This window comes from Streptococcus sp. FDAARGOS_192 (assembly GCF_002073815.2).
Classification (GTDB): domain Bacteria; phylum Bacillota; class Bacilli; order Lactobacillales; family Streptococcaceae; genus Streptococcus; species Streptococcus salivarius_H.
In genome coordinates this window covers 1,597,932-1,619,073 of record NZ_CP020431.2, presented here as the reverse complement: position 1 = coordinate 1,619,073, position 21,142 = coordinate 1,597,932, and the positions used below count along the sequence as shown (strand labels likewise).

Below are 21,142 nucleotides of genomic sequence, written 5' to 3'. Positions count from 1 at the left end.
TTATAGAGGTTGGGATAATTAAGAATTTGGACTTGTTTTGTGTCCAAATATAAAAATCGTGAAATTAATAAGAAAAGAGAATAAATGAGAATTGCAGATTATAGCGTGACCAAGGCTGTCCTTGAGCGCCATGGCTTTACCTTTAAGAAGTCTTTCGGACAGAACTTCTTAACAGATACAAATATTTTACAAAAAATAGTTGATACGGCAGAGATTGATAAAAATGTCAATGTGATTGAAATTGGACCTGGTATCGGAGCATTAACAGAATTCTTGGCTGAAAATGCTGCGGAAGTTATGGCTTTTGAAATTGATGATCGATTGGTTCCGATTTTGGAGGATACATTACGTGATCATGATAATGTTAACGTGATTAATGAAGATGTTCTCAAGGCAGATTTACAGACACGGGTAAAAGAATTTAAAAATCCAGAACTACCAATTAAGGTCGTAGCCAATTTGCCATATTATATTACGACGCCAATCTTGATGCATTTGATTGAGAGTAAGATTCCTTTTGCAGAATTTGTCGTTATGATGCAAAAAGAAGTCGCTGACCGCATTTCTGCAGAGCCTAATAGCAAGGCTTATGGTTCTCTATCAATTGCCGTTCAGTATTATATGACTGCTAAAGTGGCATTCATTGTCCCTCGTACAGTCTTTGTACCAGCCCCTAATGTTGACTCAGCCATTTTGAAGATGACGCGTCGTGAACAACCGTTGGTTGAAGTTAAAGATGAGGATTTCCTTTTCCGAGTGGCTAAGGCTAGCTTTGTCCATCGTCGTAAGACATTGTGGAATAATTTAACAAATCATTTTGGTAAATCTGAAGAAGTAAAATCCAAACTTGAGAAGGCTTTGGAAATTGCAGATATAAAACCTTCTATTCGTGGAGAGGCTTTATCTATTTCTGATTTTGCATACTTATCAGATGCTTTGAGAGAAGCAGGCCTATAATTCAAAAATCCCACTGAATCTCAGTGGGATTTTTAGCTATGCGGAGAAAGGGATTTGAACCCTCACGCTTGAAAAAGCACATGCGCCTGAAGCATGCGTGTCTGCCATTCCACCACCTCCTCAGATGATATGCCTATTATACTTCAATCTATTGAAAATGCAAGGAGGTCCATGGGAAATGGAAGATCAGTTTTTTTGTTCCAGAAAAGCTTTCTAATTTGTGATATAATAGGGCTATTAAACGAATGAGGAGTTCACTTGCAAGGAAGAATTATCAAAGCACTGGCAGGTTTCTATTATGTAGAGCATGATGGTGTTGTATACCAGACGCGTGCACGAGGAAATTTTAGAAAAAAAGGACAAACACCTTATGTTGGAGATTTTGTTGAATTTTCAGCAGAGGAAAATTCAGAAGGTTATATCCTAAAAATTGGTCAACGAATCAATAGTTTAGTGCGTCCACCCATTGTCAATATAGATCAGGCTGTGGTTATTATGTCTGCTAAGGAACCGGATTTTAACAGTAATCTTTTGGACCGTTTTTTGGTTTTACTAGAGCATAAAAATATAAAGCCTGTAATCTATATTTCTAAGATGGACTTGGTTGAAGATGATTCAGAAATGAAAGCCATTCAAAAACAGTATCAAAAAATTGGTTTTGATTTTATCTTCAGTTTGGAAGAACTATTGCCGCTCTTGACTGATAAAATAACAGTCTTTATGGGACAGACGGGTGTTGGAAAATCAACCTTGTTGAACCGTATTGCCCCAGAGTTGAAGTTGGAAACAGGTGAGATTTCAGACAGTCTAGGTCGTGGACGTCATACTACAAGGGCTGTAAGTCTTTATGACGTTCATGGTGGGAAGATTGCTGACACACCAGGATTCTCTTCGCTAGATTATGAAGTGGATAATGCAGAGGACTTGAGTGAAGCTTTTCCGGAAATCCGTCAAGCTAGTCATGGCTGTAAATTCCGTTCTTGTACTCATACCCATGAGCCTTCTTGTGCTGTTAAGGATGAGGTTGAAAATGGCCAAATCTGGCAAGTCCGTTATGATAATTACCTTCAATTCTTAAGTGAAATTGAAAATCGTCGTGAAACATATAAAAAAACTGTAAAAAGAAAGTAGGTCTCTCATGTCATATAAAATTGCTCCTTCTATCCTAGCTGCTGATTACGCTAATTTTGCTTCAGAACTAGCTCGTATTGATGCATCAGGTGCGGAATATGTTCACATTGATATTATGGATGGTCAATTTGTTCCTAATATCAGTTGGGGAGCAGATGTGGTTGCTAGCATGCGTAAACACAGCAAGTTAGTTTTTGACTGCCACCTTATGGTTGTTAATCCTGAGCGTTATGTGGATGCCTATGCACAAGCTGGTGCAGATATCATGACCATTCATGTTGAAGCCACTAAGCATATCCATGGTGCCCTCCAGAAAATCAAAGCTGCTGGTATGAAAGCAGGTGTTGTGATTAATCCTGGAACCCCAGTTGAGGCACTTATTCCTGTACTTGATTTAGTGGATCAAGTACTTATCATGACTGTAAATCCAGGTTTTGGTGGTCAGGCGTTCATTCCAGAAATGATGTCTAAAGTAGAGCGTGTTGTGGAGCTTCGTGAAAAAGGTGGCTATTCATTCGATATTGAAGTTGATGGTGGTGTAGATAACAACACTATTGCAGCATGTGCCAAGGCGGGGGCTAATGTTTTTGTAGCGGGCTCTTACCTCTTCAAAAATCCTGATTTGACAGCGCAAGTTCAAACGCTTCGTGATGCTATCGATGCCTAAAATAGCTTTATTTGTCGGTGGTGAGCTAGAGTGGTTCACTACCGATTTTGATTATTTTGTTGGGGTGGATCGCGCATGCTTACGTTTGTTGGAGTTAGGTTTACCTATTGATTTGGCTGTCGGAGACTTTGATTCAGTATCTCGGTCAGAGTTAAAGATGATTCAATCAGCTGCCAAAGATTGTATGATTGCTCCAGCTGAAAAGGATGATACGGATACAGAGTTAGCCTTAAAAATTATATTTCAGTTATATCCTGAGGCGGAAGTAACTATTTTCGGTGCTTTTGGTGGCAGAATTGATCATATGTTATCAAATATATTTTTGGTCAGCGATCCTGAATTAGCTCCTTTTATGAGGCGTATCTGTTTGCGAGATAAGCAAAATAAGATTACTTATTATCCAGAAGGAAGTCATAAAGTTTTACCAGAACCCGGAATGACATATGTTTCTTTTTTACATGAAGGTGATGGAGAACTGACGATTTTGGGAGCAAAATACGAATTAACTAGTATGAATTATTTCCAGAAGAAAATCTATTCTAGCAATGAATTCGTTGATGGTCCGATTCAAGTGCTTGTGCCAAATGGATATGTGATTGTCATCCAGACTAAAGATAGGAGTTAGTATGATCTATCTACTTTCACTTTTAACTTTATTAAGCTTGGGGATTCTTATTGTTCTTTTCTTGAAGAATATGGAGTTAAAAGAACAGATTAATAAGAGTTTGGAAGAAAATGCAGATAATCTTTCAGATCAAGTTTCGTTTCAATTGGAAAGTTTTGCTAAGACAAACCAACTGGAAACAACAAAGCAATTGAATCAATTGCAGATGGAACTATATCAACAGTTGACAGATATCCGAGAGGTTTTACATCAAAATTTGTCTGATAATCGAGACCGTTCTGACCAACGTCTTGAGCAAATAAACCAAAGCTTAACCAAAGCTGTTAAAGATATGCAGGATTCCAATGAGAAACGTTTGGAACAAATGCGTCAGACAGTTGAAGAGAAACTTGAGCAAACCTTACAAACACGTTTACAAGCCTCTTTTGAGACGGTTTCAAGACAATTAGAGTCGGTTAACCAGGGCTTGGGGGAAATGAAAAATGTAGCCAAGGATGTTGGAAGTCTTAACAAGGTCCTTTCAAATACAAAAACACGAGGTATTTTGGGAGAGCTTCAATTAGGGCAAATTATTGAAGACATATTGACTGTTAATCAGTACGAGCGAGAATTTCCTACGGTATCAGGTTCAAGTGAACGAGTTGAATATGCAATCAAAATGCCAGGAAACCATAAAGATGAATATATCTACCTTCCCATTGATTCTAAGTTTCCTTTGGAAGATTACTATCGTCTGGAAGATGCTTATGAGTCTGGTAATAAAGAGGAGATTGAGAATCACCGTAAGTCACTTCTGACTAGTATTAAGCGATTTGCAAAGAATATTAACAAGAAGTATCTTAACCCACCTGAAACTACAAATTTTGGTATATTATTTTTACCGACGGAAGGACTTTATGCTGAGGTAGTACGTCAACCGGCCTTCTTTGACGCCCTTCGTCGCGAGGAGAATATTGTTATCGCAGGTCCGTCAACCTTATCAGCACTCTTGAATTCATTGTCTGTAGGATTTAGAACTTTGAATATTCAAAAGAATGCGGATGATATTAGTAAGATTTTAGGCAACGTCAAACTAGAGTTTGGCAGGTTTGGAGATATGTTAGCTAAAGCTCAGAAACAATTGAATACAGCAAGTAAAACCGTCGATAGTCTTCTTAACACAAGGAGTAGGGCAATTGTTAGAGCTCTTGATACAATTGAAACCTATCAAGACAGTGCGACACAAAGTTTGTTGGATTTACCACGATTAGAAAACGAGGACAAGCATGAAGATTAATCAAATGAAAAAAGACGAGTATTTTGAAGGTTTTTATCTGATTAAGCGTGCAGAGGTACGTAAGACAAGAGCAGGAAAGGATTACATTGCCTTTACATTCCAGGATGATACTGGAGAGATTTCAGGCAACCTATGGGATGCTCAACCTTATAATGTCGAAGAATTTACCGCAGGTAAAGTAGTGCATATGGAGGGACGTCGAGAGGTTTATAATAATACTCCTCAGGTAAACCAAATTACCTTACGCTTGCCTACATTTGGTGAGCCAAATGATCCAGCTGATTTCAAAGAGAAACCACCAGTAAATCCTTCCGAAGTACGCGAATACCTAGAGCAAATGATTTTCAAGATTGAGGAAGCAACTTGGCAGCGTGTTGTTCGTGCCCTTTATCGAAAGTATAATAAAGAGTTTTTCACTTTTCCAGCTGCTAAAACAAATCATCATGCCTTTGAAAGTGGACTAGCCTATCATACAGCTACTATGGTTCGCTTAGCGGACAGCATTGGAGATATTTATCCAGAGCTCAATAAGAGTCTACTCTTTGCCGGAATTATGCTTCATGATTTAGCTAAGGTTATTGAACTTACTGGTCCTGAAAATACTGAGTATACGGTTCGTGGAAACTTGATTGGTCATATTGCTTTGATTGATGAAGAAATCACTAAGGTGCTCATGGAGCTCAATATTGATGATACGCGTGAGGATGTCGTTGTTTTGCGTCATGTTATTCTCAGCCACCACGGACAACTAGAGTATGGTAGCCCAGTGCGACCTCGTATTATGGAAGCAGAAATTATTCATATGATTGATAATCTTGATGCCAGTATGATGATGATGACGACAGCCCTTAACCTAGTAGGTCCAGGAGAAATGACAAATCGTCTCTTTGCTATGGATAATCGTTCTTTCTACAAGCCAAAATTTGATTAAAATCGAAATTAAGCGAGCATTTCATATGAAAATGTTCGTTTTTTGCTGTATTATGGTATAATAGTTAAAAAGTACAGAAAATATAGGTAACATATGAAATTAAAACGAAGTGAGCGCATGGTAGTGATTTCAAACTACCTGATTAATAATCCTTATCAATTGACAAGCCTCAACACCTTTGCAGAACGTTATGAAGCTGCAAAGTCTTCAATCTCAGAAGATGTTGCTATCATTAAAAAAGCTTTTGAGGAAAGTCAAATAGGAGAAATCGAAACAGTAACGGGTGCATCTGGTGGCGTTATGTTTACACCAACTATTTCTGATGAAGATGCAAGAAGTCTGGTTGAAGATCTTTGTAAACGTCTTTCCGAGAGTGATCGTATCTTACCAGGTGGTTATCTCTACCTATCTGATTTACTGAGTACACCGTCTATTTTGAAAAATGTTGGTCGTATCATTGCTAGTGCCTTTAAAGGACAAAAAATTGATGCCGTTATGACTGTTGCAACTAAGGGAGTTCCTTTAGCAAATGCAGTAGCAGATGTCTTGAACATTCCATTTGTTATCGTTCGTCGTGACTTGAAAATTACAGAAGGTTCAACCGTATCGGTAAACTATGTTAGTGGTTCAAGTGATCGTATTGAAAAGATGTTTCTTTCAAAACGTAGTTTGAAACCAAATAGCCGCGTCCTTATTGTTGATGATTTTCTTAAAGGTGGTGGTACCATTACGGGTATGATTAGCTTGCTTTCAGAATTTGATAGTGAGTTAGTAGGTGTAGCTGTATTCGCAGAAAATGCTAAAGGTGATCGTGATATCCATGAATATAAATCATTACTTACTGTTTCTGACATCGATGTAAAAGCACAGAAGGTAGAAGTTGAAGTCGGTAATATTTTTGACAAATAATTAATCTACGATAGTATTCCTAATTTAACGATTAGGAATTTTTCTTTTTAACAAGAAAGTCTTGACAATAATTATCAAAAAATGATACTATATTAGACGGTACTTTTTACTTTTGGTCTCTCAAAAGTGTACAGAGACGTGCTGACATAAGTTGCAAAAGTACACACAGATATGGGCTGTCACCAAGTGCCATATCAACCAAAAATAAAAAAACACAGGAGAATGTAGATGCCTACAATTAACCAATTGGTTCGTAAACCACGTCAATCAAAAGTTGTTAAATCTAAATCACCAGCTTTGAACGTTGGTTACAACAGCCACAAAAAAGTTCAAACTAACGTATCTTCACCACAAAAACGTGGTGTTGCAACACGTGTTGGAACAATGACACCTAAGAAACCTAACTCAGCCCTTCGTAAATTCGCTCGTGTACGTTTGAGCAACCTTATCGAAGTTACTGCTTACATCCCAGGTATCGGACACAACCTCCAAGAACACAGCGTTGTTCTTATCCGTGGTGGACGTGTAAAAGACCTTCCAGGGGTACGTTACCACATCGTCCGTGGTGCACTTGATACTGCAGGTGTAGCTGATCGTAAACAAAGCCGTTCTAAATACGGTGCTAAACGTCCTAAAGGATAAGAAGGGAGATAAGATAAAATGAGTCGTAAAAATAGAGCGCCTAAACGCGAAGTATTGGCAGATCCATTGTACAATTCAAAAATCGTTACACGTCTTATCAACCGTGTAATGCTTGACGGTAAACGTGGTACTGCTGCAACAATCGTATACGATGCTTTCGAGCAAATCAAAGAAGCAACTGGAAACGATGCTCTTGAAGTATTTGAAACAGCTATGGACAACATCATGCCTGTACTTGAAGTACGTGCACGTCGTGTCGGTGGTTCAAACTACCAAGTCCCAGTTGAAGTTCGTCCAGAACGTCGTACAACTCTTGGTCTTCGTTGGTTGGTTAACGCATCACGTGCGCGTGGTGAACACACTATGAAAGATCGTCTTGCAAAAGAAATCATGGACGCTGCAAACAACACTGGTGCATCAGTTAAGAAACGTGAAGATACTCACAAAATGGCTGAAGCAAACCGTGCCTTTGCACACTTCCGCTGGTAATCATAAGCTTCAAGCTGAATTACAGTCATATATTCATAAGCTAAGATTATGGATTTGTAATAGGCTGACTCTGAATTCAAATAATATTATTCATATCATTTGAAAACCAGTTAAATATTAGTGAAAAAACGGGTAGGTCCTGCCTATCCGTTTTTTGACAATAATGTTATAATAAATAAGTAAACTAAAATATTTATAGGAGAATAAACCTAATGGCACGCGAATTTTCACTTGCAAAAACTCGTAATATCGGTATCATGGCCCACGTCGATGCCGGTAAAACAACTACAACAGAGCGTATCCTTTACTACACTGGTAAAATCCACAAAATCGGTGAAACTCACGAAGGTGCATCACAAATGGACTGGATGGAGCAAGAACAAGAGCGTGGTATCACAATCACATCTGCCGCTACAACAGCACAATGGGATGGTCACCGCGTTAACATCATCGATACACCAGGACACGTGGACTTCACAATCGAAGTACAACGTTCACTCCGTGTATTGGATGGTGCCGTAACCGTTCTTGACTCACAATCAGGTGTAGAACCTCAAACTGAAACAGTTTGGCGTCAAGCAACTGAGTATGGTGTTCCACGTATCGTATTTGCCAACAAAATGGATAAAATCGGTGCAGACTTCCTTTACTCAGTAAGCACACTTCACGATCGTCTTCAAGCAAACGCACACCCAATCCAATTGCCAATCGGTGCTGAAGATGATTTCCGTGGTATCATTGACTTGATTAAAATGAAAGCTGAAATCTATACTAATGACCTTGGTACAGATATTCTTGAAGAAGATATTCCAGCTGATTACGTTGATCAAGCAAACGAATACCGTGAAAAATTGATCGAAGCAGTTGCTGAAACTGACGAAGATTTGATGATGAAATACCTTGAAGGTGAAGAAATCACTAACGAGGAATTGAAAGCAGCTATCCGTCGTGCAACAATCAACGTTGAATTCTTCCCAGTTCTTTGTGGTTCTGCCTTCAAGAACAAAGGTGTTCAATTGATGCTTGATGCGGTTATCGATTACCTTCCAAGCCCACTTGATATCCCTGCAATCAAAGGTATCAACCCAGATACAGACGAAGAAGAAACTCGTCCAGCATCTGATGATGAGCCATTTGCAGCTCTTGCCTTCAAGATTATGACTGACCCATTTGTAGGTCGTTTGACATTTATCCGTGTTTACTCAGGTATCCTTCAATCAGGTTCATATGTAATGAACACATCTAAAGGTAAACGTGAACGTATCGGACGTATCCTTCAAATGCACGCTAACAGCCGTCAAGAAATTGAACAAGTATACGCTGGTGATATCGCTGCTGCTATCGGTTTGAAAGATACTACAACTGGTGACTCATTGACTGATGAAAAAGCTAAAGTTATTCTTGAGTCAATCGAAGTTCCAGAACCAGTTATCCAATTGATGGTTGAGCCTAAGACTAAAGCTGACCAAGATAAGATGGGTATCGGTCTTCAAAAACTTGCTGAAGAAGATCCAACATTCCGTGTTGAAACTAACCCTGAAACTGGTGAAACAGTTATCTCTGGTATGGGTGAACTTCACCTTGATGTCCTTGTTGACCGTTTGAAACGTGAACACAAAGTTGAAGCAAACGTTGGTGCTCCACAAGTATCTTACCGTGAAACATTCCGTGCTGGAACACAAGCACGTGGATTCTTCAAACGTCAATCTGGTGGTAAAGGTCAGTTTGGTGATGTTTGGATTGAATTTACTCCAAACGAAGAAGGTAAAGGATTCGAATTCGAAAATGCTATCGTCGGTGGTGTGGTTCCACGTGAATTCATCCCTGCAGTAGAAAAAGGATTGGAAGAATCTATGGCTAACGGTGTCCTTGCTGGATACCCAATGGTTGACATCAAAGCTAAGCTTTACGATGGTTCATACCACGATGTCGATTCATCTGAAACTGCCTTCAAGATCGCTGCGTCTCTTGCACTTAAAGAAGCTGCTAAGACTGCACAACCAACTATCCTTGAACCAATGATGCTTGTAACAATCACTGTTCCTGAAGAAAACCTTGGTGATGTTATGGGTCACGTTACAGCTCGTCGTGGACGTGTTGATGGTATGGAAGCACACGGTAACAGCCAAATCGTTCGTGCATATGTTCCACTTGCTGAAATGTTCGGTTATGCAACAACACTTCGTTCTGCAACTCAAGGTCGTGGTACATTCATGATGGTATTTGACCACTATGAAGATGTTCCTAAATCAGTTCAAGAAGAAATCATCAAGAAAAATTCTGGTGAAGCTTAATTAGAACTTATAAAGTTAAGGTACTTATGAAAGTAAGTGCCTTTTCTATTTGCAATTTTTTGAAAAAAATTATATAATATGACTGTTGAAAGGTTGAATTGAAAGCGTTCAAGTTAATCTTTTCACAATAGGGAGAGCTTGCTCTCAAAATTATATTTATTTGATTTTCATAAGGAGGAAATCACTAATGGTAGTTAAAGTTGGTATTAACGGTTTCGGTCGTATCGGTCGTCTTGCTTTCCGTCGTATCCAAAACGTAGAAGGTGTTGAAGTTACACGCATCAACGACCTTACAGATCCAGTTATGCTTGCACACTTGTTGAAATACGACACAACTCAAGGTCGTTTCGACGGTACTGTTGAAGTTAAAGATGGTGGATTTGAAGTTAACGGTAAATTCGTTAAAGTTTCTGCTGAACGTGACCCAGAACAAATTGACTGGGCTAACGACGGTGTAGAAATCGTTCTTGAAGCAACTGGTTTCTTTGCTACTAAAGCAGCTGCTGAAAAACACTTGCATGCTGGTGGTGCTAAGAAAGTTGTTATCACTGCTCCTGGTGGATCAGATGTTAAAACAGTCGTATTTAACACTAACCACGATATTCTTGATGGTACTGAAACAGTTATCTCAGGTGCTTCATGTACTACAAACTGTTTGGCTCCAATGGCTAAAGCTCTTCATGACAACTTCGGTATCGTTGAAGGTTTGATGACTACTATCCACGGTTACACTGGTGACCAAATGGTTCTTGACGGACCACACCGTAAAGGTGACCTTCGCCGTGCTCGTGCTGCTGCAGCTAACATCGTTCCTAACTCAACTGGTGCTGCTAAAGCAATCGGTTTGGTTATCCCTGAATTGAACGGTAAATTGGACGGAGCTGCTCAACGTGTTCCTGTTCCAACTGGTTCAGTAACTGAATTGGTAGCAGTTCTTGACAAGAACGTTACTGTTGATGAAGTAAACGCAGCTATGAAAGAAGCTTCTAACGAATCATACGGATACACTGAAGATCCAATCGTATCTTCTGATATCGTAGGTATGTCATTCGGTTCATTGTTTGACGCAACTCAAACTAAAGTTCTTGACGTTGACGGTAAACAATTGGTTAAAGTTGTTTCATGGTATGACAACGAAATGTCTTACACTTCACAACTTGTACGTACTCTTGAATACTTCGCGAAAATCGCTAAATAATTCAATTGTATAAAAAGAAGAGCTTCGGCTCTTTTTTTATTTCCAAAATAATATAACAGCCGTATAAATAGGCTGTTATAATCTCAGTAGGATTGTGATTTATGAATAAGCTAGAAGGCATTCCAAATGAGTAGAAAGAGCATGACACAACCCCAGGAGTTTTTATTATGTTTTTGTATAGCTAGCATACCATAAATAAGTATAAAAACGGTAAGTGATTCAAATAGGGTATAGATATCAAAACCAATAATTCCATGGATAAGGAGGCAAAAAATCGCACAAGTTATTGCTCCACTATCTAACCAAGAGTAAGGAGATGGAAAACGTATGCGTATCTTTTCAGCGATGACTACATAGTTAAATCCTTCCCAGAATCCCCAAATAAGACAGATGAATAGGTATGCCAGGATATTACTAGGAAATGATTGGCTCATTACTTCTTTTGTTAATTGTATTGATTGAAGAGGTAGATAGGAATGAATCTGATGAGTAAGTCCTTTAAATATGATAAGTGGTAGGGCTACAAGAAGAGATTGAAAAAGGGTGGTAACTAGATTTTTGGTGATTAATCCAAAGTGTCTGAAAGATTCTTTGCGATAAAGCATAACAGTGCTGGTTCCTAAGCCTGCGATGGCAAATTGACAACTAGCTAATAAGATTAATCGTAGCCATAGCGGTACTGAAGTTTGGTTAGTGTAGGACAAAAGAGTTGGTTTAAGAGTAAGAAAGAGGAGCAGAGGAACAAGGGTAAGAATAAGGATTACATTTAGATCATGGTCAGCTTGTTTCTGCTTCTTGTTTAGCTGTTTTTTCATGGATATTCGACCTTTCTATTTAGATTATATGCTAAATGTCTTATACTCGCAATAAGCTAGAAATCCTTCTGATTTTGCTATCTCTTTTATGCATTTTGTGATATAATGAAAACGTATTAAAAAATTAAGGAGTCTGATCAAATGGCTAAATTGACTGTTAAAGATGTTGACTTGAAAGGGAAAAAAGTTCTCGTTCGTGTTGACTTCAACGTACCTGTAAAAGATGGCGTGATCACTAACGATAACCGTATCACTGCTGCTCTTCCAACTATCAAGTACATTCTTGAACAAGGTGGACGTGCAATCCTCTTCTCTCACCTTGGACGTGTAAAAGAAGAAGCTGATAAAGAAGGCAAATCACTTGCTCCTGTAGCTGCTGACTTGGCTGCTAAATTGGGTCAAGACGTTAAATTTATCCCAGGTGTTACACGTGGTGCTGAATTGGAAGCAGCTGTTAACGCTCTTGAAGATGGACAAGTTCTCTTGGTTGAAAACACTCGTTTTGAAGATGTTGATGGCAAGAAAGAATCTAAAAATGATCCTGAACTTGGTAAATACTGGGCATCACTTGGAGATGGTATCTTCGTAAACGATGCATTCGGTACAGCTCACCGTGCACACGCATCTAACGTTGGTATCTCAGCAAACGTTGATAAAGCTGTTGCTGGTTTCCTTCTTGAAAACGAAATTGCTTACATCAAAGAAGCAGTTGAAACTCCAGAACGTCCATTCGTAGCTATCCTTGGCGGTTCTAAAGTATCTGATAAGATTGGTGTTATCGAAAACCTTCTTGCAAAAGCTGATAAAGTTCTTATCGGTGGTGGTATGACTTACACATTCTACAAAGCACAAGGTATCGAAATCGGTAACTCACTTGTAGAAGAAGATAAACTTGATGTTGCTAAAGCTCTTCTTGAAAAATCAAACGGTAAATTGATCTTGCCAGTTGACTCAAAAGAAGCTAATGCATTTGCTGACTACACTGAAGTGAAAGACACTGAAGGTGAAGCAGTAGACCCAGGTTTCCTTGGTTTGGATATCGGTCCTAAATCAATTGCTGAATTCGATAAAGCCTTGACTGGTGCGAAAACAGTTGTATGGAATGGTCCTATGGGTGTATTTGAAAACCCTGACTTCCAAGCTGGTACAATCGGTGTGATGGACGCTATCGTGAAACAACCAGGCGTTAAATCAATCATCGGTGGTGGTGACTCAGCTGCCGCAGCAATCAACCTTGGACGTGCAGATAAATTCTCATGGATCTCTACTGGTGGTGGTGCTTCTATGGAACTTCTTGAAGGTAAAGAACTTCCAGGATTGGCTGCACTTACTGATAAATAAGTCTATTAGAATGAAAAGAGTTGGTTTCCCAACTCTTTTTTGTGTCATCTCTTTGAATATTTGATAGAGGCTAAAACTATTATTGGGAAGTAAATTTCTCTCAAAAAATTGCGATTATTAGTTTGAACTTTGCGGCATAATACTGTAGAAGTAGCCAAAAGTTTCATAATCATGTTAAAATAGTAAAATGGGATTGAAATTTGAACCGAAAAAATTTAAATTTGGTATGCGTACACTTAAGACGGGGATTGCTGTCTTTCTAGTTTTAGGTCTTTTTTCTGCTTTAGGCTGGGAAGGGCTTCAGATTGGTTGTTTGACAGCAGTCTTTAGCCTTCGAGAAAACTTTGATAGAAGTATTCAGTTTGGTAAATCACGTATTTTTGCGAATACGGTTGGAGGGCTTTTGTCGCTATTATTTTATTTTGTGAATATGTGGTTTAATCATTCAGTTTGGGTGACTTTGCTATTGGTTCCAATTTTGACCATGCTGACGATTGTCATTAATGTGTCTTTTAATAATGCATCTGGTGTTATTGGAGGGGTGGCTGCACTTCTGATTATTACCTTGTCTATTCCACCTGATAATACCTTCACTTATGTTATTGCTCGAGTCTTTGAAACTTTCTGTGGAGTCTTTATAGCAATCCTTGTCAATTATGATTATGATTGGTTACTTAAACACTTAAAATAAGAATGATAGGGTTCTATTGAACTCTATTTTTTATGTTTTTTTGATAAAATCCTTAAATTAGAGCGAATACACAATATAATGTTCGGGAATTGCTCATTGTGTAAGAAAAAGTAACATAAACTGTTGACATGTAGAAATATTCAGAATATAATTGTTAGGAAAGGAGGATGATCATGGCAAGAGAGAAAGAATTAAGGCGTTCTCTAGCTGTTTTTCCGATTGGAACAGTTATGAAATTGACGGATTTAACTGCTCGTCAAATTCGTTACTATGAAGATCAAGGTTTAATTCAACCTGAACGTACAGCTGGAAATCGTCGTATGTACTCATTAAATGATATGGATCGTTTATTGGAAATCAAAGATTTTTTGGATGATGGTTACAATATTGCAGCGATTAAGCATGAGTACGAAGAGCGTGAAGTTCGTGCCCAACAAAAACAAGCGGCTTTAACAGATGCGGACGTTCGACGTATCTTGCATGATGAACTCCTTCAGCAAGGCCGTTTTACGACCCCGTCACAACAATTTGGTAACTTGCGTATCTAATTACGCTTTGAACTTTTATTTTTGGTTTTTATAAAGGAGACCCCTATTATGGCAATCACAGCAGCTGATATTCGTCGCGAAGTCAAAGAGAAGAATGTTACTTTCTTGCGTTTAATGTTCTCTGATATTCTTGGTGTTATGAAGAACGTTGAAATTCCTGCGACAGATGAACAGTTGGATAAGGTACTTTCAAATAAAGCTATGTTTGATGGTTCATCGATCGAGGGATTTGTTCGTATCAACGAATCTGATATGTATCTTTACCCAGATCTTGATACGTGGACAGTTTTCCCTTGGGGTGATGAAAATGGTGCAGTAGCTGGTCTTATTTGTGATATCTATACCTCTGCAGGTGAACCATTTGCTGGTGACCCTCGTGGTAACTTGAAAAAGGCTTTGCGTCATATGGAAGAAGTTGGTTATAAATCATTTAACCTTGGACCAGAACCAGAATTCTTCCTTTTCAAATTAGATGAACAAGGTAATCCTACACTTGAAGTTAACGATAAAGGTGGTTATTTTGACCTTGCACCAACTGACCTTGCAGATAACACACGTCGTGAAATCGTTAATGTCTTGACAGAAATGGGATTTGATGTTGAAGCATCTCACCACGAAGTGGCTGTTGGTCAACATGAAATCGACTTCAAGTATACAGATGTTTTGAAGGCTTGTGATAATATCCAAATTTTCAAATTGGTTGTTAAGACAATCGCTCGTAAACATGGTCTTTATGCTACATTTATGGCGAAACCTAAATATGGTATTGCTGGTAGCGGTATGCACTGTAACATGTCTCTCTTCACTGAAGAAGGAAATGCATTCTTTGATCCAGAGGATCCACGTGGTATGCAATTGTCTCAAGATGCTTACTACTTCCTTGGTGGTTTGATGAAACATGCATACAACTATACTGCAATTATTAACCCAACAGTTAACTCTTACAAACGTTTGGTTCCTGGATACGAAGCTCCTGTATATATTGCATGGGCAGGTAGCAACCGTTCACCATTAATCCGCGTTCCTGCGTCTCGTGGTATGGGTACACGTTTGGAATTGCGTTCAGTAGACCCAATGGCAAACCCATACTTGGCACTTGCTGTACTTTTGGAAGCAGGTCTTGATGGTATTATCAACAAGATTGATGCTCCAGATCCAGTTGAAACAAATATCTACTCAATGTCTCCTGAAGAACGTAAAGAAGCTGGTATTATTGATTTGCCATCAACACTTCGTAACGCTCTTAAAGCATTGGAAACAGATGAAGTGGTTCGTCAAGCTTTGGGTAATCATATCTATACAAACTTCCTTGATGCGAAACGTATGGAATGGGCAAGCTATGCTACCTTTGTTTCACAATGGGAAATTGATAACTACTTGGACATTTATTAAGAAATTAAATTTGAAAATCAGGTATAACCTGATTTTCTTTTTCTTTTAAATTCATTAAGTTCTTGGACAAATTACGTAGTTTTAACTGAGCTGTTTTCTTTTGTCATATTTCTTTATTCTCCCTTAATCGCATTAAAATATGCGAGTGTTAAACTAATTTTATATTAATCTTATTCAGGGGGAAATATGAAAACTACAAAAAAAGCTGCTTTGGCAGCAGCCTCAAGTGCATTATTGCTCGGTCTTACAGTCGCACAAACAGTTAATGCTGATACTTATACAGTTCAAAATGGCGATTCATTCTTCGGAATTGCTAGTCAGTATGGGGTAGATCCTTATCAATTGGCAGCTGAAAATGGCATGACTATTTGGTCAACAATTGTTCCTGGTGGAAGCTTGGAAGTTTCAGGTGCTACGACAGCAGTTGAGGAAACAACAGAAGCTTCTTCTTCTGAGGTAACAACTACTGATTCAGATGCTACTTGGAATCGTTATCCAGTTGGTCAATGTACATGGGGTGTTAAGGAAGTCGCTCCATGGGCAAGTAACTGGTGGGGTAATGGTGGCGATTGGGCAGGAAGCGCTGCTAGCCAAGGTTACGCTGTAGGTTCAACACCTGTGACAGGATCAATTGTATGTTGGACTGATGGTGGTTATGGTCACGTTGGTTATGTAACAGAAGTTGGTCAAGATGGTCAAATTCAGATCTTGGAGTCAAACTATAACAACCAGCAACAAATCAACAACTATCGTGGTTGGTTTGACCCACAAAACTCAACTACACCAGGTTCAGTATCTTACATTTATCCAGGTGCATAAAATGAAAAAAGCGTTATAAGCGCTTTTTTTTACTTGTTGGAAGGGTTGTGCTCCAGATTGGATTTAAACTTAAAAAAAAATGGTAGCCATCTAGCTACTATTTTTTTATTTATCAGGTGTGAGAATCATTGGAATAATGATTGGTTCACGTTCTGTTTTTTCATATAAGAATGGGCGTAAAGCATTGACGATTGCTCCATTAACAGATTGGATGCTAGCATCCTTATTCTTAAGAGCGATACGAATAGCATTGAATAGAATGCGTTGGCTTTCGCGGATAAGATCGCCAGATTCACGCATGTAGATGAAGCCACGACTGAGGATGTCTGGACCGGCTAGAATCATCTTAGACTTGAAGTCGACAGTTGCTACGGCAAGTACGACACCATCTTCAGAAAGATCACGACGGTCACGAAGAACGGCAGCTCCGATATCCCCAATACCATTACCATCAACATAGATATCTTGAGCATTGAAGTGACCTGCACGACGCGCAGAGTCTTTTGTTAGGGCTAAGACATCACCATTTTCCATAATGAAGATATTATCTTTTGGAACACCACAATCAACAGCAAGACCTGCGTGGACTTTCTGCATGCGGTATTCACCGTGAACAGGCATAAAGAATTTTGGTTTGATCAAACGAAGCATGAGTTTTTGCTCTTGTTGACCACCGTGTCCAGAGGTATGGATATTGTTGATTTTACCGTGTATAACATCGACCCCAGCTTCTTGAATAGTATTAATCAAGCGGTTAACGCTAGTTGTGTTTCCTGGGATAGGGCTAGATGAGAAGATAACAGTGTCACCAGGTTGCAGTGTCACTTGGCGGTGCATCCCGTTAGCGATACGTGCAAGGGCTGCCATAGGCTCTCCTTGAGAACCGGTACACATGATAAGAATTTCACTGGCATGGTAGTTTTTCATCTCACTAGGGTCAATGATAGTTCCTTTTGGAACTTTGATGTAACCTAGTTCAACCCCATTGACGATGGCTTTTTCCATAGAACGTCCGAAGACAACAATCTTACGGCCAGTTTTTACAGCGGCTTCGGCAGCTTGTTGCAGACGGAAAATATTTGAGGCAAATGAGGCGAAGATAATACGTCCGTGGATGCCTTCAATAATTTTCATGATGGATTGACCAACGACCTTCTCGGAATTTGTGAAAGTTGGTACTTCAGCATTGGTTGAGTCTGAGAGGAGGCAAAGAACGCCTTCTTCACCAAGTGCAGCCATACGGTGAAGGTCTGCTGGCTCACCTACTGGGGTGAAGTCAAACTTAAAGTCACCGGTACACACAATTTTACCTTGAGGTGTATGGATGACAATACCGAGAGGTTCTGGAATTGAGTGAGTAGTGCGGAAGAAGGTCACGCTCATATTTTTGAAAGTAAGCTCTGTATTAGCATTAATTTCATAGAGTTGTGCGTCACGAAGTAGTCCGTGTTCTTCCAATTTTCCTTTGATAAGAGCAAGAGCAAGTGGTCCTGCATAAATTGGGATATTTGCCTGTTTAAGAAGGAAGGGGATCCCACCAATATGGTCTTCGTGACCGTGGGTAATGACAAGTGCCTTTACACGATCAACGTTTTCAACGATGTAAGAATAGTCCGGGATAACATAGTCGATTCCGAGAAGATCATCCTCGGGGAATTTAATACCCGCATCGACGATGATAATCTCATCTTGGTATTCAATACCATAGGTATTTTTACCGATTTCCCCCAAACCACCAATCGCATAAACCCCAACTTCTTCAGGTTTTAGATTGATTTTTGATGCCATGGTCTTAGAACTCCGTTACTTCAAAAACGCCTGTTTCTTTTTCGTATTCAAGGGCTTTTTCTGAGAGGAGCTCGATGAATTCGATGTTATAGGCAGTGTTTTTTTCGATGATTTGACGAGCTTGGATACGTCCCTCAAGTTCAGTTTCTGCATCGATATCTAGGTAGAGTGATTTTGTCTGTTCACGGCGTGGATTACGCTCTTTAGTTTCTTGGTAAAAGACTTTATAAATCATGGTTTTCCTTTCTTTCCAAAAGGCTCTGCCATTCTATAAAAAAACCGGTCAAGTTAATCTTTCTATGATTTACTTGACGTTATGATATTCACTTTATGAGTAATAGCTAGTAGCCTTGATTCGTTTAACAATTACTATTATTGTACCATAAGATAAGGGCTAGATAAAGAAAATGGCGGAAAAAGTTGGAAAATGTTCGTTTCTGGGAAACAGTGACTTGTGTTATAATAGAAAAGCATAAAAGGAAACAAGGAAAAAAGATGAAAATATTAGCATTTGATACTTCTAGCACAGCTTTATCAGTAGCCTTGTTAGAAGATGAGAAACTAGTGGCAGAGTCAACTGTCACAGTAAAAAAGAACCACAGTATTAGTCTAATGCCAACCATTGATTTTTTAGTTGCTCAGGCAGGCTGGCAACCGTCTGATTTAGAACGTATTGTGGTTGCACAGGGTCCTGGTTCTTACACAGGGCTTCGTGTGGCTGTCGCAACAGCTAAGACTTTAGCCTATGCCCTCGACATTGATTTGGTGGGAGTTTCAAGTCTACAGGCACTGACAGACCTTACAGTTGACGGTGTTGTGATTCCTATCATGGATGCTCGTCGTAATAATGTTTACGTTGGTTTTTATGAAAATGGTCAGGCCCTCGTCCCAGATTGCCATGCAGCTTTTGTAGATGTTCTGGAGCAAGCTAAAACTTTTGAAAAGGTGACATTTGTCGGTGAAGTGGCTAATTTTGTGGATCAGATTAAAGAAAGCCTTCCAGAAGCAACTATCTTGTCAAGTCTTCCGTCAGCCCAGTTAATTGGTCGTTTAGGATTGTCCTTGCCTTCTGTTGATGTGGATGCTTTTGTTCCACATTACTTGAAGCGGGTTGAGGCGGAAGAGAATTGGCTTAAGACACATGAGGAGACTAACCGTGACAACTACATCAAGCGTGTCTAGATTGAGTAGCCAAGAGCAAGCTCAACTGATTTATCAGATTTTGTCGGATGTTTATGACAAATCTCCGTGGACGATAGAACAAGTGGTAGCAGACTTGGCTTTGGATACTACGGAGTATTTCTATGTTTATAATCAGGAAGAAGTTGTTGGTTTTTTAGCCCTTCAAAATTTGGTGGGTGAGCTTGAGGTGACCAATATCGCCATTTTAAAAGCTTACCAGGGGCGTGGTTATGCTAGTCAGCTGATGAAGCATTTGGAAGAGCGTAGTGAACCTATATTCCTAGAAGTGAGGGCTTCAAATCAAGTCGCTCAGGCACTTTATAGAAAATTTGGTTTTGAAAGTCTAGGAATTCGGAAAAATTATTATCATGAGCCTCAAGAAGATGCAGTTATCATGAGGCGAGAGGAAGTCTAATGGCAGATAGATATATTTTGGCAGTGGAGAGCTCATGTGATGAGACTTCAGTTGCCGTTTTGAAAAATGAGAAAGAACTTTTAAGTAATATTATTGCCAGTCAGGTGGAAAGCCATAAACGTTTTGGTGGTGTTGTTCCTGAGGTGGCTAGTCGTCACCATGTGGAAGTGGTGACTCTTTGCATTAAAGATGCCCTTTCTGAGGCGGGAATTACTGCTGAACAACTAGATGCTGTAGCAGTAACCTATGGTCCTGGTTTGGTCGGGGCGCTCTTGGTCGGGATGGCAGCGGCTAAGGCCTTCGCTTGGGCACATGGGTTGCCTTTGATTCCAGTTAACCATATGGCTGGGCATCTTATGGCAGCGCGTGAGGTTCAAGAATTGGAATATCCCCTCTTAGCACTTTTGGTGTCTGGGGGACACACAGAGTTGGTTTATGTGTCAGAACCGGGGAATTACAAGATTGTTGGTGAGACACGTGATGATGCAGTTGGTGAGGCCTATGACAAGGTCGGGCGTGTGATGGGGTTGACCTACCCAGCCGGGCGTGAAATTGATGAGTTAGCTCATAAAGGGAAAGATGTTTATGATTTTCCACGTGCTATGATTAAGGAAGACCACTTGGAGTTTTCATTTTCAGGCTTGAAGTCAGCCTTCATTAATTTGCACCATAATGCAGAGCAAAAGGGTGACGTCCTAATTAAAGAAGACCTTTGTGCTTCTTTCCAAGCTGCTGTGTTGGATATTCTCCTAGCTAAGACTAAGAAAGCCTTGGAGCGTTATCCTGTCAAGACACTTGTTGTTGCAGGTGGTGTGGCAGCTAATCAAGGCTTACGTGAACGTTTGGCTGAAGAAATCACAGATGTAGATGTGGTTATTCCGCCTTTACGTCTTTGTGGTGACAATGCTGGCATGATTGCTCTAGCAGCCGCTATTGAATGTGATCAAAAACATTTTGCTGAGTTGGACTTGAATGCAAAACCAAGTCTAGCCTTTGCAGGATTTGAAGAATAAGAAGAACCTCTTACTAGTT

General features: G+C 39.5%; 22 protein-coding genes and 1 tRNA gene. 19 read left to right on the top strand and 4 right to left on the bottom strand.

Annotated elements, in window-relative coordinates:
• Positions 1 to 84 precede the first annotated feature (84 nt).
• A complete protein-coding gene (rsmA, locus tag A6J31_RS08240; protein WP_060971717.1) occupies positions 85 to 957 on the top strand; it encodes a 16S rRNA (adenine(1518)-N(6)/adenine(1519)-N(6))-dimethyltransferase RsmA in 873 nt (290 codons plus the stop codon).
• A 39-nt stretch (positions 958 to 996) separates the two neighbouring features.
• Here rsmA and A6J31_RS08235 read toward each other — a convergent pair.
• Positions 997 to 1,077: transfer RNA gene (locus A6J31_RS08235), tRNA-Leu, on the bottom strand.
• 138 nt (positions 1,078 to 1,215) lie between these two features.
• Between A6J31_RS08235 and rsgA the strand changes: the two genes are divergently transcribed.
• From rsgA to gap, 10 genes are all read left to right on the top strand, one after another.
• The gene (gene rsgA / locus A6J31_RS08230; RefSeq protein WP_014635071.1) at positions 1,216 to 2,088 is read left to right on the top strand and encodes a ribosome small subunit-dependent GTPase A; all 873 of its coding nucleotides are present in this window, start codon (positions 1,216 to 1,218) and stop codon (positions 2,086 to 2,088) included.
• Between the two features lie 7 nt (positions 2,089 to 2,095).
• On the top strand, positions 2,096 to 2,755 hold the full coding sequence (gene rpe / locus A6J31_RS08225; RefSeq protein ID WP_014635070.1) for a ribulose-phosphate 3-epimerase: 660 nt from the start codon (positions 2,096 to 2,098) through the stop codon (positions 2,753 to 2,755).
• Positions 2,748 to 3,380: a thiamine diphosphokinase gene (locus tag A6J31_RS08220; protein WP_060971716.1), complete on the top strand. Its 633-nt coding sequence runs from the start codon at positions 2,748 to 2,750 to the stop codon at positions 3,378 to 3,380. Before rpe ends, A6J31_RS08220 begins: the two co-directional genes overlap by 8 nt.
• A 1-nt stretch (position 3,381) precedes the next feature.
• Positions 3,382 to 4,656 (top strand): DNA recombination protein RmuC, encoded by a 1,275-nt coding sequence (locus A6J31_RS08215; RefSeq protein WP_060971715.1) that lies wholly within the window; start codon positions 3,382 to 3,384, stop codon positions 4,654 to 4,656.
• Positions 4,646 to 5,587, top strand: coding sequence for a 3'-5' exoribonuclease YhaM family protein (locus A6J31_RS08210; RefSeq protein ID WP_002884679.1), 942 nt, complete (start codon positions 4,646 to 4,648; stop codon positions 5,585 to 5,587). Before A6J31_RS08215 ends, A6J31_RS08210 begins: the two co-directional genes overlap by 11 nt.
• Positions 5,588 to 5,680: 93 nt before the next feature.
• Positions 5,681 to 6,496 (top strand): pur operon repressor, encoded by an 816-nt coding sequence (gene purR, locus A6J31_RS08205; RefSeq protein ID WP_002891918.1) that lies wholly within the window; start codon positions 5,681 to 5,683, stop codon positions 6,494 to 6,496.
• Between the two features lie 228 nt (positions 6,497 to 6,724).
• On the top strand, positions 6,725 to 7,138 hold the full coding sequence (rpsL, locus tag A6J31_RS08200) for a 30S ribosomal protein S12 (protein ID WP_002884809.1): 414 nt from the start codon (positions 6,725 to 6,727) through the stop codon (positions 7,136 to 7,138).
• 18 nt (positions 7,139 to 7,156) lie between these two features.
• Positions 7,157 to 7,627 carry a 30S ribosomal protein S7 gene (rpsG, locus tag A6J31_RS08195; RefSeq protein WP_002884746.1) on the top strand — a complete coding sequence of 157 codons (471 nt, stop codon included), beginning with the start codon at positions 7,157 to 7,159 and terminating at the stop codon, positions 7,625 to 7,627.
• A 212-nt stretch (positions 7,628 to 7,839) separates the two neighbouring features.
• The gene (gene fusA / locus A6J31_RS08190; RefSeq protein ID WP_002884537.1) at positions 7,840 to 9,921 is read left to right on the top strand and encodes an elongation factor G; all 2,082 of its coding nucleotides are present in this window, start codon (positions 7,840 to 7,842) and stop codon (positions 9,919 to 9,921) included.
• A 187-nt stretch (positions 9,922 to 10,108) separates the two neighbouring features.
• Positions 10,109 to 11,119 (top strand): type I glyceraldehyde-3-phosphate dehydrogenase, encoded by a 1,011-nt coding sequence (gene gap, locus A6J31_RS08185; protein ID WP_014635067.1) that lies wholly within the window; start codon positions 10,109 to 10,111, stop codon positions 11,117 to 11,119.
• A 110-nt stretch (positions 11,120 to 11,229) separates the two neighbouring features.
• Here gap and A6J31_RS08180 read toward each other — a convergent pair whose 3' ends face one another.
• Positions 11,230 to 11,934 (bottom strand): hypothetical protein, encoded by a 705-nt coding sequence (locus A6J31_RS08180; protein ID WP_080610952.1) that lies wholly within the window; start codon positions 11,932 to 11,934, stop codon positions 11,230 to 11,232.
• Between the two features lie 141 nt (positions 11,935 to 12,075).
• Here A6J31_RS08180 and A6J31_RS08175 point away from each other — a divergent pair, with 141 nt between their 5' ends.
• From A6J31_RS08175 to A6J31_RS08155, 5 genes are all read left to right on the top strand, one after another.
• Entirely contained in the window at positions 12,076 to 13,275 is a 1,200-nt protein-coding gene (locus A6J31_RS08175; RefSeq protein WP_002884739.1) for a phosphoglycerate kinase, read from the top strand.
• Positions 13,276 to 13,462: 187 nt separating this feature from the next.
• Entirely contained in the window at positions 13,463 to 13,966 is a 504-nt protein-coding gene (locus A6J31_RS08170) for an FUSC family protein (protein ID WP_002884568.1), read from the top strand.
• Between the two features lie 173 nt (positions 13,967 to 14,139).
• The gene (locus A6J31_RS08165) at positions 14,140 to 14,514 is read left to right on the top strand and encodes a MerR family transcriptional regulator (protein WP_004183576.1); all 375 of its coding nucleotides are present in this window, start codon (positions 14,140 to 14,142) and stop codon (positions 14,512 to 14,514) included.
• 48 nt (positions 14,515 to 14,562) lie between these two features.
• Entirely contained in the window at positions 14,563 to 15,906 is a 1,344-nt protein-coding gene (glnA, locus tag A6J31_RS08160) for a type I glutamate--ammonia ligase (protein ID WP_002884322.1), read from the top strand.
• Between the two features lie 186 nt (positions 15,907 to 16,092).
• The gene (locus A6J31_RS08155; protein ID WP_048790111.1) at positions 16,093 to 16,725 is read left to right on the top strand and encodes a CHAP domain-containing protein; all 633 of its coding nucleotides are present in this window, start codon (positions 16,093 to 16,095) and stop codon (positions 16,723 to 16,725) included.
• A gap of 105 nt (positions 16,726 to 16,830) precedes the next feature.
• Here A6J31_RS08155 and rnjA read toward each other — a convergent pair whose 3' ends face one another.
• Complete coding sequence (gene rnjA / locus A6J31_RS08150) at positions 16,831 to 18,513, bottom strand: ribonuclease J1 (RefSeq protein ID WP_002884294.1); 1,683 nt, start codon at positions 18,511 to 18,513, stop codon at positions 16,831 to 16,833.
• 4 nt (positions 18,514 to 18,517) lie between these two features.
• The gene (locus A6J31_RS08145; RefSeq protein WP_002884752.1) at positions 18,518 to 18,748 is read right to left on the bottom strand and encodes a DNA-dependent RNA polymerase subunit epsilon; all 231 of its coding nucleotides are present in this window, start codon (positions 18,746 to 18,748) and stop codon (positions 18,518 to 18,520) included.
• Positions 18,749 to 19,008: 260 nt separating this feature from the next.
• On the opposite strand from A6J31_RS08145, the gene tsaB reads away from it, so the two are divergent.
• Genes tsaB through tsaD form a run of 3 tightly spaced genes read left to right on the top strand, consistent with a single transcriptional unit; the run spans position 19,009 to position 21,123 of the window.
• Positions 19,009 to 19,695, top strand: a complete 687-nt coding sequence (gene tsaB / locus A6J31_RS08140; RefSeq protein WP_048790110.1) for a tRNA (adenosine(37)-N6)-threonylcarbamoyltransferase complex dimerization subunit type 1 TsaB — start codon at positions 19,009 to 19,011, stop codon at positions 19,693 to 19,695.
• Entirely contained in the window at positions 19,655 to 20,110 is a 456-nt protein-coding gene (gene rimI, locus A6J31_RS08135; protein ID WP_048790109.1) for a ribosomal protein S18-alanine N-acetyltransferase, read from the top strand. The genes tsaB and rimI overlap by 41 nt, the downstream gene beginning before the upstream one ends.
• Positions 20,110 to 21,123, top strand: a complete 1,014-nt coding sequence (gene tsaD, locus A6J31_RS08130) for a tRNA (adenosine(37)-N6)-threonylcarbamoyltransferase complex transferase subunit TsaD (RefSeq protein WP_014635059.1) — start codon at positions 20,110 to 20,112, stop codon at positions 21,121 to 21,123. Before rimI ends, tsaD begins: the two co-directional genes overlap by 1 nt.
• Positions 21,124 to 21,142: the final 19 nt, after the last annotated feature.

Excerpts from the sequence above, each read along its gene's own strand:
- rsmA (WP_060971717.1), top strand. The coding sequence starts at position 85 with ATGAGAATTGCAGATTATAGCGTGACCAAGGCTGTCCTTGAGCGCCAT.
- rpe (WP_014635070.1), top strand. The coding sequence starts at position 2,096 with ATGTCATATAAAATTGCTCCTTCTATCCTAGCTGCTGATTACGCTAAT.
- A6J31_RS08220 (WP_060971716.1), top strand. The coding sequence starts at position 2,748 with ATGCCTAAAATAGCTTTATTTGTCGGTGGTGAGCTAGAGTGGTTCACT.
- A6J31_RS08215 (WP_060971715.1), top strand. The coding sequence starts at position 3,382 with ATGATCTATCTACTTTCACTTTTAACTTTATTAAGCTTGGGGATTCTT.
- A6J31_RS08210 (WP_002884679.1), top strand. The coding sequence starts at position 4,646 with ATGAAGATTAATCAAATGAAAAAAGACGAGTATTTTGAAGGTTTTTAT.
- purR (WP_002891918.1), top strand. The coding sequence starts at position 5,681 with ATGAAATTAAAACGAAGTGAGCGCATGGTAGTGATTTCAAACTACCTG.
- rpsL (WP_002884809.1), top strand. The coding sequence starts at position 6,725 with ATGCCTACAATTAACCAATTGGTTCGTAAACCACGTCAATCAAAAGTT.
- rpsG (WP_002884746.1), top strand. The coding sequence starts at position 7,157 with ATGAGTCGTAAAAATAGAGCGCCTAAACGCGAAGTATTGGCAGATCCA.
- fusA (WP_002884537.1), top strand. The coding sequence starts at position 7,840 with ATGGCACGCGAATTTTCACTTGCAAAAACTCGTAATATCGGTATCATG.
- gap (WP_014635067.1), top strand. The coding sequence starts at position 10,109 with ATGGTAGTTAAAGTTGGTATTAACGGTTTCGGTCGTATCGGTCGTCTT.
- A6J31_RS08180 (WP_080610952.1), bottom strand. The coding sequence starts at position 11,934 with ATGAAAAAACAGCTAAACAAGAAGCAGAAACAAGCTGACCATGATCTA.
- A6J31_RS08175 (WP_002884739.1), top strand. The coding sequence starts at position 12,076 with ATGGCTAAATTGACTGTTAAAGATGTTGACTTGAAAGGGAAAAAAGTT.
- A6J31_RS08170 (WP_002884568.1), top strand. The coding sequence starts at position 13,463 with ATGGGATTGAAATTTGAACCGAAAAAATTTAAATTTGGTATGCGTACA.
- A6J31_RS08165 (WP_004183576.1), top strand. The coding sequence starts at position 14,140 with ATGGCAAGAGAGAAAGAATTAAGGCGTTCTCTAGCTGTTTTTCCGATT.
- glnA (WP_002884322.1), top strand. The coding sequence starts at position 14,563 with ATGGCAATCACAGCAGCTGATATTCGTCGCGAAGTCAAAGAGAAGAAT.
- A6J31_RS08155 (WP_048790111.1), top strand. The coding sequence starts at position 16,093 with ATGAAAACTACAAAAAAAGCTGCTTTGGCAGCAGCCTCAAGTGCATTA.
- rnjA (WP_002884294.1), bottom strand. The coding sequence starts at position 18,513 with ATGGCATCAAAAATCAATCTAAAACCTGAAGAAGTTGGGGTTTATGCG.
- A6J31_RS08145 (WP_002884752.1), bottom strand. The coding sequence starts at position 18,748 with ATGATTTATAAAGTCTTTTACCAAGAAACTAAAGAGCGTAATCCACGC.
- tsaB (WP_048790110.1), top strand. The coding sequence starts at position 19,009 with ATGAAAATATTAGCATTTGATACTTCTAGCACAGCTTTATCAGTAGCC.
- rimI (WP_048790109.1), top strand. The coding sequence starts at position 19,655 with ATGAGGAGACTAACCGTGACAACTACATCAAGCGTGTCTAGATTGAGT.
- tsaD (WP_014635059.1), top strand. The coding sequence starts at position 20,110 with ATGGCAGATAGATATATTTTGGCAGTGGAGAGCTCATGTGATGAGACT.